Source organism: Neobacillus sp. DHD-1R (assembly GCF_057747995.1).
Genome location: NZ_CM173232.1, coordinates 2,442,882 through 2,456,865, shown reverse-complemented (window position 1 = coordinate 2,456,865; position 13,984 = coordinate 2,442,882). Strand labels below are relative to the sequence as shown.

Sequence of the window (13,984 nt, the reverse complement as noted above, 5' to 3'; positions counted from 1 at the left end):
TTTAAACACCTTTCCATCGATATAATCTATTAAGCTTCAGTAGTTTCTTCATTCCCTATAACTGCGTTTTCTCCCCAATAAGTAAGCCCCTGTTCCATATCTTCTGGTGACCATTCAATTGGTTCCCAATCCGGTTCAAAAATCAAGTAACTGTTGGAAAATAATTCAACACGGTGACCACTACCTGGATCTTTCACATAAACATACATTGCTTGAGAAATCCCATGCTTTCCGGGGCCTTTAAATTTTATCCCTTCTTCACTTAAAATATCAGCAGCCCGAATAATATCCTGAGCATTATCGAGCCAGTATGCCAGATGATGAAGACGGTTTGGCCCTGCATTTGTTGTATCACCCATGACGGCAATATCATGAACCAGCGGGGTTACACTCATCCATCCAGCAACAACTGGACCATTTGGGATTTTGATATATTCACGCATCTTAAAGCCTAGATTTTCAGACAGCCATGTATGAATTCCACTTGGGTCATCCGTTGTAGCTATGTTTACATGATCAATTCTTCGAGGAGATATCCCTTTTCGCCATGATTTATAGGTTTGGTTTTTCAAAGCAGATTTTAGTTGTTCAGGTGCTTTTGGTTTTTCAACATCAAAATAGATTTCAAATGGATGCTTACTTGGTATTTGAAAACGGATTGCCCTTCCTTGTCCAGCCTCCTCACCTGTTTCAACCCAATTTATTTTAGTACCCGCTTTTTCTAGAAGTGTAGCGAAACTTTCCACATCTTCAGGGCGTTTTGTGCGCCATGCAATATGATCAACATGGGCCCGATTACCTGCTCTTAGGGAAAGTGTGTGGTGTTCAAAATCACCCCAAGCACGCAGATAATGTGTCCCATCTCTTTCTTCTGTCTCTTCTAATCCGATTACATCACGGAAAAACCATAGCGATTTTTCTAAGTTCGGTGTAACTAAAGCAATATGACCTAATTTTGCAATTTCAGGTAATAACATCTTCCTTTTCCTCCCTTAAAGTCTTAATATTTTTGAAAATAGTTAACTATGTAACTATCAACGAAAACATCCTAATTCGCTTCTGTTCAAAGTTTAAACAATTACAAATAATCTGAATACGGTAAAAAGTATCTAAATAAGCTTAGATTTTTGTACTTTTGTATTGGTTATAAAAAAAAGACCATCGCAGATAGAATCTGGTGGTCAAAAGTCTTACAAATCCAATTCACCTAGTGCAATCATGGATTGTAAAATCAGTAAAAGTTGATGGGATTCGACAGGGTCACGAAGATTTTTCTCAATCAACTGTTCAATTTTCTTAATTCGATAAATTAATCCGCTCTTTGATATTGGCATTTCGATTAGTATTTGTTCAAGATTTCCTCCATTTTTGAGAAAAATATACAAAGTTTTTAGTAATTCTATGGTTTTAGGGTCCACGGAATTAACCAAAAGTCCAAGTTCTTTTTGTGCAATCATTTTTATCTCTTTTATATTTTTGGAACTTATTAATACTCCGACTATACCTAAGGAGCTAAATAATACCATTTTCTTATAAGTTGTCATTCGTAAAGCTATTCCGGCCTCTTCATAATATTTTGATAAGTTTTCAATATCATTTCCTTCGTTACTGATCCCCAGTTTATATTCATAGTTGGGATAATTCTTTTTCAAAAATTTGTAATAAGTATTTATAAATTCATAAATATTGATGTTCTTCAAATTGTCTTTTGTGATGAATAAAATAATTTTTCCCTCACGATGACTGATTAGAATATTTTGGCGCTCTTTATTAAAATACTGATATGTTTTTTCAAGGAATTGTTCCCGGAAAAGAAATTCATCTTCGAACGGAATCTGTTTATTCCTGTATTCTAGTATGGCAATATAAAATGGCAATCCAAGGTCTAAACCAGTATATCTTCCTTTTCGAAGAATTTCTTGTTTTGAAGTAAAGTTGCCAATTAAAATTTGCTCTAGAAAATTCCCTTTCATTCTTTCAAAAGACTCAAAACTAATCTTTTCATTTAAAAAAATGAGGGAGGCTACATTTGCTATCCTATCTAGGAGGATTTGGTCATTCTCTGGATTAAATTTTATTCCTTCATTATAAATAAATGAACAATATCCTATTAATTTTTTTTGGACTATGATTGAAACGGAAAGACGTTCCTGAAGATCAGTTTTTATTATTTTGTTATTTAAGCGCGGTTGGAAAACCTTATTCTTTTCATTACTAAAAATTGGAAAATCCCTCTGATTATATAATTCTATATCTTCTTTTAAGCTTAATAATTTCCTCTGGCTTAAACCTGAAAAGGCTAAGGGATGAAAATCGATATCCTCAATAATTAGGGGAATTTTTATCTCTTGATAAACAATGTCTGCAATGGTCTGCAAATCGCTTCCATTGGCTATTTCTTCGGTTAATTTTCTTTGAAAAATAGATAAACGCATATTGAAATTTTTCTGTTCTAGAAGTTGTTCATAGGTATACTCTAATTCTTTGACTATCGGTATTTCAAGGTAATAATGTAGTTCATCTTGAATCTCTTCTTTCCAGTCCTTTAATGATTTCACAATCCATCTGCACTCTTTGTCCCCCTTTCCAGTACAAGTGACTTCTTTTGCAAGTACTTCTTGCTTACAAATTGTAGACATGAAACCGCTCGCATAACCAGTCAGGGTATGACAAACACTGGTATCGGATATACCAAGACGATTAACATGCTCATAAGCCTCATAGGAATCAAGCCAAGTACCAGTACCATATACCGAAATGATATTTTTATGATCATCTAATTCAACAAAACCCTCATATGTTGTCCCGCTTATATGACCGTTTGTAGTATGAAAAATAGGTCCTTGCTTCATTAAGAAATCTAAGGATAAATCAGATTTCATAGCGGTTTTAGCGTCATTCACTCCCATTTCCCAGCCAAATCGAACAAGAAAACCCTTCTTTCTATCAGAACCTAAGTTTTTCCCAAGCTCTTCTCTTAACAGTCCTAGAGATCCAGATGATGTAACAATCCTTCTATCAATATAATCAAAATCCAAATTATGATGTTGCTCTGAAAAATGGACTCTCACTCCATCACCTTTTTCTAATTTTGTTCGCCATCTTTTATCTAGTATTCAACTATTATGTCTTTTTTCCCTTTACAATATGTGAAATTAAAGATAAGTTAATAGACTTATAAAAAGAACCAATCAAAGTGATAGGTTCTTGTATTGAAAATATTATAGTCGTTCCCAAATGGATGCAATACCCTGCCCTCCACCAATACAAACAGCAGAAGCACCATATTTTCCATTTCGCCTTTGTAATTCATAGGCTAGTGAAAGTGTAATTCTTGTCCCACTTGCAGCAAGCGGGTGGCCAATTGCGATGGCACCGCCATTAACGTTACCAATTGCTGGATCAAACCCTAACTCTTTTTGGCATGCTAGGTATTGTGCTGAGAATGCCTCGTTAATTTCGATTAAATCTAAATCTTCCAGTTTTAATCCAGCCTTTTGTAATGCTTTTTGAATAGCAGGTACAGGTCCAATTCCCATGTATGTTGGATCAACTCCAACAACACTCCAGGAAACGAGTCTTGCAATCGGTTTTAACCCTTTTTCTTCCGCAAATTGACTAGATGTGACAATAACAGCTGCTGCACCATCTACCATCCCGCTGGCATTCCCAGGTGTTACCACACCATTGTCTACAAAACGTGCTTTTACCTTGCTTAACTGTTCCATACTTGTTTTCCGTACATGTTCGTCTTGATCAACCATTTTGTTTCCTTTTTTATCAGGAATCGTGACTGGCACAATTTCTTCTTGCAAATATCCCCTATCAATTGCCGCTAATGCCCGCTGATGACTTGATAATGCGTGACTGTCAACCTCTTCACGAGAAATTTGGTATTTTTGAGCCAGATTTTCTGCCGTTTCCGCCATCGTACAGCCGCCAACGGTATCGTATAAACCATCCCATACCCAGTCCTCAATAGCAGGTCCGCCAAGCTTGCTTCCCCATCTCATACCCGGAATAACATGAGGAACATTACTCATGCTTTCCGTTCCTCCAGCAAGTACTGCATTTGCTTCACCAGTCATGATATAGCGGGCAGCTGTTAAAATAGCTTCTACCCCACTTCCGCATAAACGGTTAATGGTTAATGCAGGGACGTGAATCGGAAGTCCTGCCTTCAAACCCACATGCCGAGCAAGTAGGTGAGCATCTTTACTGGATTGCTGGACATTTGCAAAGACAACTTGATCAATTTCCTCTGGATTAATATTTGCTTTATGTATTGCTCCTCGCGCTGCTTCTACCCCTAAATCGGTTGCAGATATCCCTCTAAACGTGCCTGAAATTTCTGTAAACGCTGTGCGGGCCCCTTCCACTAATACGATATCGGACATTTTATTCATCTCCTTTTCATAAGTACGTTCATTAATTCTGTCTTATCACCTTAATGTTTCTCAATAACGCTCTTTCTCGATAACAGCGTCGGCTATCCGTCGTTTGACATTTACTAAGTTCTCTGGGCTGCTCATAATCAGACGGCTTGCAGCACGAGAAAAGAGTGGATCATCTCCAAGGTAATTGATTAGGTTTAATGCTCTAAGGGCAATCTGCTGGGAGGTTTCATGCGTATATATTTTTGTACAATCTAGCTTTAAATTGTTCAATTTTTCTCTCGTTGTCTGAATAGATTTTTCCGTTCTCAAAATTGCACTCTCAATTCCATAAATTGAAATGACGAGATCTGCTAAGAAGGCGGCAATTTCCTGTTCAATATTAAAATTGCTGAGTGATTTCAACTGGATCGTCTTAATTGTTCCATGGTATAGCTTTTTCATTAGCTGAAGTACCTTTTTTTCATGGAACAGCCATTCCTCAAGAATATCATTATTTTCTTTTGGCTCTGAATAGTTTTTAAAAGCAATGGTAGCAATGAGTATCCGATTAATTTCATTCGTACCTTCAAAAATCCGATTAATCCTTGAGTCTCGATAGTGGGTTTCAATTTCATATTCGGCCATGTAACCATATCCGCCATGAACCTGAACGGCCTCATCTACAATAAAATCAAGAATTTCAGTTGACATTACCTTATTAATGGAACATTCTAAAGCAAATTGGGCAATCGTTGTTCCATAATCTTGATTGGTCCGCTTCATTTCTTCGAACCCTTTTTGCATCGCACCAGCTGCCCGGTATACAGCACTTTCATTTGCGAAAGTCTTGATAACCATATCTGCTATTTTACTTTTAATTAAATTAAAGCTGGAAATAGGCTGACCAAATTGGTTTCGTTCATTGGCATATTTGACTGCTAGCTCAATTGCTCGTTTTGCCGTTCCAAGTGATGATGCAGAAATCTTATGACGGCCAATGTTTAAGATATTAAACGCAATAACATGGCCACGGCCGACTTCACCGATTACATTTTCAATGGGAACTTTGACATGGTCAAGGATTAACGATCGGGTTGATGAACCCTTTAAGCCCATCTTCTTTTCCTCTGCACTCGTGGAAACGCCTTCAAAACTTTTTTCTACAATAAAGGCAGTAAACTTCTTGCCGTCGACCTTTGCATATACAATAAAGATTTCTGCAAAGGCGGAGTTCGTTATCCATTGCTTTTCTCCGTTTAAAATATAATACTTGCCACAATCAGACAGATGGGCCGTGGTTCTAGCACTTAATGCATCTGTGCCAGATGATGGCTCTGTCAAGGCGTACGCGGCAATTTTTTCACCACTCAAAAGATCAGGCAAATACCTGCTCTTTTGCTCTTTTGTTCCAAAATAGGCGATTGGTAAGGCTCCAATCCCTGTTTGTCCTCCAAAAGTTATCGAAAACGAACGGCCAAGAGCCATTTTTTCTGAGATGATCGCTGCACTCACTTTTCCTAACTCCAGCCCGCCATCATCCACTGGTATATCAGCGCCAATAAGACCAAGTTCTCCCGCTTCTTTCATAAGTTGGACCGTTTCAGAAAACTCTTTGTTTTCTATTTTCTCAAGTTTTGGATAGACTTCGTTCATAACGAATTTTGTTGCAAGATCTGCCACCATTTCTTGCTCGTCATTAAAGTCTTCAGGGGTAAACACATCTATTGGAAAAATTCCATCGGTTAGAAAATGTTTATCCTCTTTATTTTCAATTAGCATGTCTTACCCACCCACCTGTTCAACCTGCGACTTCATTTTCTCTCTGATTTCATTTGGGATCGGATGCGCCTTTGGTTTATCCTTAAAGGATGTCCATGCACGTAATTCATAACCTTCGGCCACTATTTGATCACCTTTTACAAAATCATGTCTGATTTTAAATACTTTGTTGTGCAGCTCTTCAACCAAGCTATTTACAACCACTTTGTCTTCAAACAACAGCGGCCTTTTAAAAACACAATTAGCCTCTAATATAGGTACTCCAATATGTTGTTCCATAAAAAGTTTTGAGGAAGGAAAACCAATTGCATTTAAATACTCATGTGTTGCCTCATCCATCCATTTATAAAAATTGGGATAAAAAACAATACCTGCTGCATCTGTATCACCCCATCGAACTTGGAAACTATATTCAGATTTCATTCTTTTTACTCCTTTCATTATTGGATAGACTGATTAATCTTAATACTTCATTTATCTCATAGTTTCGTTATTTGAATTTTTCTAGTAAAACCATGCGTGCTTCGACAATGACAACACAAACATGTTAACTGCGATACCAAATATGTGGAATAGAGGTGAAGGAAATTAAGTCAGCAATTGGAGAAATGAAGTATCCGTTATTTTACAGGATACTTCATTTATTTTTAGATTTTACTTCCCTGCAAAAACTGGTTTTCTTTTTTCTGCAAACGCTTGAAGACCTTCTTTACGATCCTCTGTTGAAAATGCATTTGCAAAACAACTGCTTTCAATGATTAAACCTGACTCTATGTCGGTATTTGCCCCAGAGTTTACTGCCAGCTTTACCATTTGCAGAGCAACAGGTGGTTTTTGTGCTAATTTACTGGCCCATTCCTTGGCAGCCACTAGTAATTCTTCAGCAGGCACTACTTTATTAACAATTTGTAATTCAAACGCGCGATAGGCGTCAAACATTTCCCCAAAATAGAGGAGTTCTTTTGCAATCCCTTGACCAACAATTCTTTGTAAGCGCTGGGTACCGCCTCCGCCAGGGATAATTCCAAGTCCTACTTCTGGAAAGGAAAATTTTGCCTTATTTGAACTAATTCTTAAATCACATGCTAGCGCCAACTCAAAACCTCCGCCAAGTGCAAGACCATTTAATGCAGCAATGACAGGTTTATTCAAATTTTCAATTTTTGAAAAAACAGCCCTAGATATTTTATTCATTTTATTAATCCCCACTAGGTCTTTGCTTGCCATTTCATTAATATCTGCCCCAGCTACAAATGCCTTTTCTCCACTTCCTGTTAAAACAATAGCACGTACTTCATCATTATCTTCCAATTCGTCAAATAAACTAGCAAGTTCGGTGAACACTTTTGTGTTTAATGGGTTTACTGGTGGTCGATTGATTGTAACAACAGCTACTTTATCTTCAATATCACATAGTAAAAATTCATAACTCATTTTTATCCCTCCAATATTATTCGAATCTATTATTCGTAATCGTAAAATCCAGCACCTGATTTTTTGCCAACTCTTCCAGCTCTCACCAATTGTTTTAATAAAAGTGGTGCAGCATATTGATCACTGTTAAATTCCGCTTTAAAATACTCCATAACATGGTAGCCAATATCCACTCCAGCAAAGTCTTGAAGTTCAAATGGACCCATTGGATAATTTAAACCTAGTTTTACTGCCTTATCAATATCCTCATAGGAAGCAACGCCTTCTTGGACAAGTTTAATAGCCTCAATAAACTGCGGGATCATAATTCGATTTACGATAAATCCAGGGGAATCCTTTTTAACTTCAACAGGTTCCTTTGAGAGCCTTTTAGATACCTCTTTTAACTCTTGAACCGTTTCATCACTTGTTTTAAATCCACGAACCACTTCTACTAACTTCATAATCTGTGCCGGATTAAAGAAGTGTAATCCTGCTACCCGCTCTGGGCGATTCGTTGCAGAGGCAATTTCTGTAATAGACATAGAAGATGTGTTTGTTGCTAAGATAACCCCTTCTCGAACTATTTGATCAAGCGCTGAAAATACTTCCTTTTTTAACGGTAAATCTTCAAGAACCGCTTCAATTACAAGATCACTATCTTTTAAATCTTCCAAATTAGTAGTAGTTCGAATGCGACCTAATGCGTCTTGTTTCTGCTGTTCTGTCATCTTTCCTCTTGAAACACTTTTATCCATAAATTTACTCATTCGGTTTAAAGCGCTTTCTAAATAACGCTCCTCAATATCTCTCAAAATCACATTAAATCCATTTATGGCAGCAAGGTTTGCAATACCTCCACCCATGGATCCTGCTCCTACGACGCCAATTGTTTGAATGGTCATTTCTACCTCTCCTTTAGCTTTGATTTTTTGAACCTTCTGTCATTAATTATAACGAATATAGACATTCCGATTGTACCTACAATATGTAGGGAAAAAAATTAGATTTTCGCCAAATTTACGGCATTGAAAGAAAGAGTGAACCGATTTTATTTTCTAAATCAAAAATGGTCGATATTAATCAAACTATCGACCGAAAACATGCTATTTATTTAAAACTAATTAACACTTGAATTTAGGAGTTTATTTTTTTCTATTTCTTGTCCATACATATCATAGAGTTTAAAAGCCATCATTAAATTAAATCGTACTTCTGGATCATTTAATTGAACACCCAATAGTGCTTCAATTTTTTCGAGGCGATATAATAAAGAACTTCTATGAATAAATAGTTCATCCGAAGTGCTTTTCACATTTCCATTATTTTGGAGATAAGTATACAGTGTATTAGATAAATCTGTATTTTTCCCTTCGGAATAGGAGATTAGCGGACCGAGTTGATTATTTACAAACAGGTCAACAGCCATTGAATGATTTAAATGATGTAGTACAGTATACGAACCCAGTTCATCAAAAAGGGAGAAACCCGATTGTCTTAACCGGCTGCTTAAAATGCTTACCGCCTGCTTAGCTTGTTGATAACTTATATAATATTCGTTAATGGCTCCGGTTTGGCCGCCTATCCCCATTAACACATTACATTGGACTGTCGATTCTTTTGTCCAATTAGTTATCTTTTTGTACAGAACCTCCCAACTCTTTTTTGAAAGTCTCTTTTCATTCTTGGCTGGTACGATAAGAATAATATTCTCTTCGTGAAAAACGGTTAATATAGTTGAATCAAATTTAATCAACTGAGATTTAATATAATCCCAAACTAGTTTTTTCTTCATCTGCTGCTCAAATAAATTACTCCTATTTATTTCTTTTGCATCGAGATTTATTACTAGTACAGCTAGTTGATGGCTTTGGAAAAGATCCCACTGAAAAAGGTTTGCATATTGTAGGATTCCTTCCTTATCTTCAATTCTTTTGGTCAGAAGCTTTTTAATAAAACTATCCATTGCCTGCTCCTTTGCATCAAGGACTAGTTTTTGTTTTATGAATTGGATAGAACATATATTTCGTGCTAATTCAATGGTTAAGCGATCAATTTCATCCATATCCTGATTGAGTCTGCGCACTGCTAGGTATCCAAGCAAACTCCCTCCCCCATTAATCATCCAAAATAAAAAACAATCTGTGGTACCATTGGGATCTTGAATGGTAAAAACGGCAGGATCTTTTGAATTACCCTTTTCACGTTTTGCAATTTCAGAAAGTTGCTCAGATAGCTTGTCCAGACTTAAATGATCATCTTTAGAAAATGAAATCGGTCTCATAAAACGGTCAAATAAAAGGACTTGATTATTAAACAGTCTAGAAAGCATGGAAGTTATACCATCAAAATTTTCGACTTCCACCGTTTCTTTTACTAGTTCTTGTTGATAATCCAAAAGAAATTGAAGCCGGTTTTTCTGCTCTTTTTCATTGTTAAATAGACGAGCATTTTCCAAAATAACCGCTACATGTTTTGATAACAATTCTAATACTCGAAGATCATTTTCTGTGAATATATCATTCTTTTCTACATGTAAAACACCAATGGTTTTTAGGTCAATACTCAAAGGAACGGTTAACTTGGAACCTCCTGGCTTCTCCAAAAAAGGAAAATATTTATTTAACTTATAATTTTCTTCAATCTTAATTCTTTCCGTGAACTTTGCGATTCCATACGATGGCGGTTGGAAAACAAAACAATTTTCTTTCTCATTAACTAAATAGATACAGGCAAAATCCGCATTTGTTCCCTCGCCTGCTCTTGAGGTCAACTCTTCAATATGCTTTTGAATCGGGGCATTGAGGGAAAGATTCTTACTAACCCATTCGATCCCTTCCATTTTCTTAAACTGGTAATTTTTTTGACGTGCCATTGCCATTGCGACAGCAATATCCTTGCCAAATTCTTCGAACGGTGTTTCCATATCTAATAATGGAACGTAATTCAAAAAACCAACCATACAAAAACCTAAGAAGATATGATTATCGTATAATGGGACTGTAAACCACGTTTTAACATTCGCTTCTTTTAGTATTTTTGACAACTGACACCTTTTAGCTGAATCAGCATTTTCAAATCTGACACTATGCTGTAGAAGTTTTGGGGAACAATCAACAATGGTCAAAGGAAAAGATTCTGAAACAGTTGGTATGTTTCCACTCCAAGCTTTCAGCACAAATTTCTCCCCTTCATTCATTACGATTCCAACACAATCACAGAAAAGTTCTGAACGAAAAGATGCCGTTAAGTACTGGAGCACTTCTTCTTCTGTATCAAATTTGATAAGATGACGTGATGTTGAGCGTAAATGGTTCTCTAATTTCTTCATTAATTTTTCTTTCTTCGTTTCGAACACAAGCCATTTCCCCTCTCCTTCTATTAATTTTATAGGAAAAATGGATTTATTGGAAATTTTTTAATATACAAATAATTGACAATAAAAAGAGTCCCAGGGATTTATTAGTGTGCTTGCTAATGGCATAAAAAAACGCCCTCCATAAAATATATAAACATAATGAACTCATTTGTTTATATGATTTCTAGACGGGCGTCCAGTTTAACTGCTTAAGCTTTGCTATCTTAACTGCGCTTTTAGTGTTTCCTTTAATTGGTCTTGAAGTGACATCTTTCGAATCTTTCCGCTGGCCGTCATTGGGAATTCATCCATAATTAGCAGCTTATCAGGAACTTTATAATCAGCCACTCTTTGTTGCACATACTCAAATAGTTCTTTCGAATCAATCGAGCCAGCGTGAGGTTTAAGCTTTACACAGGCACAGGAAATTTCCCCTAAGACAGTGTCAGGCAGTCCAACAATCGCCACTTCCATCACCTGGGGATGAGTATAGAACACCTCTTCAATTTCACGGGGATAGATATTATAGCCGCCACGAATGATCATTTCCTTTTTTCTGCCGACGATCCGGAGATTTCCGTGCTCATCCAAGGTTCCAAGGTCGCCTGTGTAGAACCAGCGGTCGTGATCAAGGGCTTCTGCCGTTTTTTCTGGCATATTATAATATCCTTTCATCACGCCAAATCCACGGCAAACGACTTCGCCCACTTCGCCAATCCCGACTTCTTCTCTGAACTCGTTGACGATTTTTATTTCTGCACCAGGAAGTGCCCTGCCAACCGTTTCCGCCCGGATCAGATCATCGTCATCAAAACCCGTCATGGCTAAGGTTGGAGAAGTTTCACTTAACCCATAAGAAACAACAATATCGCAGCCCATATCCTTCCGAATCCGTTTCACAATTTCGACCGGACATGGCGCCGCTGCAATAATCCCCGTTCTAAGGGAGGACAAATCATATTTTGAAAAATCAGGATGATTCAGTTCCAATATAAACATGGTTGGTACCCCATGTTTAACGGTAACTTGTTCGGATTCGATTATTTGCAGCGCCTCTTTTGCTTTGTATACCTCCACTAATACCATACGCGCTCCGCAAGCAATCGTGCTGAGAATGCTTGGTACCATGCCAAAGACATGAAATACGGGAACGGCCACAAAAAAGACATCATCTGATGTACATTTCATCGCTTCGGCTGAGATGATAGCCGTATTCACCACATTGCTATGGGTTAACATTGCTCCTTTAGGAGCACCTGTCGAACCTGAAGTATACAGAATCGTAAAAACATCGTTTTCCGCATCAATGGTGGTTGGAGTTAATGACGGTTTCTCACTGCGTTCCAGTAATTGCTCATAACTCATGAGCCCGTCCTTATCGCTTCGAACGGTAAATAATCTTTCAAGGGTGTTTACTTGTTGAATAGCCCTAGTAAATTGCTGATAATGATTCACTCCAGTAAATTCTTCTGTAAAAAACGCTGCTTTCGCTTCGGAATTAGCCAAAATATATTCCACTTCGTCTTGACGATAACGGGTATTAAACGGGACAAGCACCGCTCCCAAATGACTACAGGCCAAATAAATGACCACAAATTCATTCCAGTTGGGCAGGCAGACGGCTATTTTAGCTCCTTTATCAATTTTTAAGTCTTGAAGAGAAGCTGCAAGAGCAAGAGATTTCTCCCATAAATCTGAATAAGACAGACGAGAATACCCATCGTACAATACTTCATGGTCAGGGTTACTACGGTAAACGCTTTCAAGTAATTGCGAAACACTTAATCTGCTTAGCTCTGTTTTCATATTATCCCTCCTCGGTCGCACCTTTCATTAAAGGACTTCCCAAATCGCGGCAATTCCCTGTCCGCCGCCAATACACAAGGCCGATGCACCGTATTTCTTATTTCTTCGTTTTAGCTCGTATAATAAGGAGAGGCTGATTCTTGCACCGCTTGCGCCAAGTGGATGTCCTAAAGCGACGGCCCCGCCGTTTACATTGCCGATCTCGGGATTGAAACCAAGTTCTTTTTGACAGGCTAAATATTGGGCTGCAAACGCTTCATTAATTTCAATTAAATCCAAATCCTCGATTTTCATATTGGCGCGTTGTAAAGCCTGCCTTATGGCTGGAGCAGGACCAATCCCCATATATTGGGGTTCAACACCAACAATCCCCCATGAAACCAGTCTTGCCAATGGTTTTAAATTTCTCTTTTGGGCATATTCACTGGATGTGACCACCAAGGAGGCGGCACCATCATTGATTCCGCTTGCATTTCCTGCCGTTACGACCCCATTTTCTTTAAAGCGGGCCGGCATCTTGCGGAGCACCTCAACCGGGGTGGCACGCGGGTGTTCATCCTGGTAAATTACCTTTTCGCCTTTCCGTCCCTTAACTGTAAAAGGTACAATTTCCTCTGCAAAATAGCCATTTTCCATGGCCGCCAAGGCACGTGTGTGACTCCTGGATGCAAATTCATCTATTTGGTCCCTGGAAATTTCATATTTTTCTGCAAGGTTTTCTGCCGTAATTGCCATGGTACACTTTCCATAAGGATCATATAGGGCTTCCCACAGATAGTCCTCCATCGGCGCCTTGCCAAGCGGCAGACCCCAGCGTGCTCCCCGAACCACATGAGGAACCTGACTCATGTTTTCCGCTCCACCTGCGATGCTGACGTTGGATTCTCCAAGTTTAATTGATTGGGCCGCATTTACAATCGCCTGCAAACCAGATCCACAAAGGCGATTAACGGTTAATCCGGGCACCTGCTCAAGTATGCCTGCCTTCAGGGCAACGTGTCTCGCCATATAAATGGCATCCGTACTAGATTGAATGACATTTCCGATTACAACTTGGTCCACTTCTTCAGGCTCAATATTTGACCGCTTCATCGCCTCTTTTGTGGTGGCGACTGCCAGGTCAATCGCCGATATATCCCGAAACGATCCCCCAAATTCGGTAAAGGCTGTTCTAGCTCCGTCGATCACAACAATTTCCTTATTTTCCACTGTTTCCACTCCTTAGCGTCCTGTATCTAATATTCTTAATATA

The 13,984-nt window shown here is 38.2% G+C and carries 10 protein-coding genes; all 10 read right to left on the bottom strand.

Annotated features, from left to right (window positions below):
- Nucleotides 1-29 precede the first annotated feature (29 nt).
- Entirely contained in the window at nt 30-977 is a 948-nt protein-coding gene (locus tag AC3ANL_RS11850) for a VOC family protein (RefSeq protein ID WP_488329402.1), read from the bottom strand.
- A 213-nt stretch (nt 978-1,190) separates the two neighbouring features.
- Nucleotides 1,191-3,071 (bottom strand): XylR N-terminal domain-containing protein, encoded by a 1,881-nt coding sequence (locus tag AC3ANL_RS11845; protein ID WP_488329401.1) that lies wholly within the window; start codon nt 3,069-3,071, stop codon nt 1,191-1,193.
- A gap of 150 nt (nt 3,072-3,221) precedes the next feature.
- Nucleotides 3,222-4,397 carry an acetyl-CoA C-acetyltransferase gene (locus AC3ANL_RS11840; RefSeq protein ID WP_488329400.1) on the bottom strand — a complete coding sequence of 392 codons (1,176 nt, stop codon included), beginning with the start codon at nt 4,395-4,397 and terminating at the stop codon, nt 3,222-3,224.
- Between the two features lie 60 nt (nt 4,398-4,457).
- Nucleotides 4,458-6,155 (bottom strand): acyl-CoA dehydrogenase family protein, encoded by a 1,698-nt coding sequence (locus AC3ANL_RS11835; protein WP_488329399.1) that lies wholly within the window; start codon nt 6,153-6,155, stop codon nt 4,458-4,460.
- Between the two features lie 3 nt (nt 6,156-6,158).
- On the bottom strand, nt 6,159-6,578 hold the full coding sequence (locus AC3ANL_RS11830) for an acyl-CoA thioesterase (RefSeq protein WP_488329398.1): 420 nt from the start codon (nt 6,576-6,578) through the stop codon (nt 6,159-6,161).
- Nucleotides 6,579-6,809: 231 nt separating this feature from the next.
- On the bottom strand, nt 6,810-7,589 hold the full coding sequence (locus tag AC3ANL_RS11825) for an enoyl-CoA hydratase/isomerase family protein (RefSeq protein WP_488329397.1): 780 nt from the start codon (nt 7,587-7,589) through the stop codon (nt 6,810-6,812).
- A gap of 29 nt (nt 7,590-7,618) precedes the next feature.
- Nucleotides 7,619-8,473 (bottom strand): 3-hydroxyacyl-CoA dehydrogenase family protein, encoded by an 855-nt coding sequence (locus AC3ANL_RS11820; RefSeq protein ID WP_488329396.1) that lies wholly within the window; start codon nt 8,471-8,473, stop codon nt 7,619-7,621.
- A gap of 215 nt (nt 8,474-8,688) precedes the next feature.
- Nucleotides 8,689-10,899, bottom strand: a complete 2,211-nt coding sequence (locus tag AC3ANL_RS11815) for a helix-turn-helix domain-containing protein (protein WP_488329712.1) — start codon at nt 10,897-10,899, stop codon at nt 8,689-8,691.
- Between the two features lie 246 nt (nt 10,900-11,145).
- Nucleotides 11,146-12,732 carry an AMP-binding protein gene (locus tag AC3ANL_RS11810; protein ID WP_488329395.1) on the bottom strand — a complete coding sequence of 529 codons (1,587 nt, stop codon included), beginning with the start codon at nt 12,730-12,732 and terminating at the stop codon, nt 11,146-11,148.
- A gap of 27 nt (nt 12,733-12,759) precedes the next feature.
- Nucleotides 12,760-13,941, bottom strand: coding sequence for an acetyl-CoA C-acetyltransferase (locus AC3ANL_RS11805; RefSeq protein ID WP_488329394.1), 1,182 nt, complete (start codon nt 13,939-13,941; stop codon nt 12,760-12,762).
- Nucleotides 13,942-13,984: the final 43 nt, after the last annotated feature.

Coding starts and splice junctions, on each gene's coding strand:
- AC3ANL_RS11850 (WP_488329402.1), bottom strand. CDS start 977: ATGTTATTACCTGAAATTGCAAAATTAGGTCATATTGCTTTAGTTACA.
- AC3ANL_RS11830 (WP_488329398.1), bottom strand. CDS start 6,578: ATGAAATCTGAATATAGTTTCCAAGTTCGATGGGGTGATACAGATGCA.
- AC3ANL_RS11825 (WP_488329397.1), bottom strand. CDS start 7,589: ATGAGTTATGAATTTTTACTATGTGATATTGAAGATAAAGTAGCTGTT.
- AC3ANL_RS11835 (WP_488329399.1), bottom strand. CDS start 6,155: ATGCTAATTGAAAATAAAGAGGATAAACATTTTCTAACCGATGGAATT.
- AC3ANL_RS11820 (WP_488329396.1), bottom strand. CDS start 8,473: ATGACCATTCAAACAATTGGCGTCGTAGGAGCAGGATCCATGGGTGGA.
- AC3ANL_RS11810 (WP_488329395.1), bottom strand. CDS start 12,732: ATGAAAACAGAGCTAAGCAGATTAAGTGTTTCGCAATTACTTGAAAGC.
- AC3ANL_RS11840 (WP_488329400.1), bottom strand. CDS start 4,397: ATGTCCGATATCGTATTAGTGGAAGGGGCCCGCACAGCGTTTACAGAA.
- AC3ANL_RS11815 (WP_488329712.1), bottom strand. CDS start 10,899: ATGAAGAAATTAGAGAACCATTTACGCTCAACATCACGTCATCTTATC.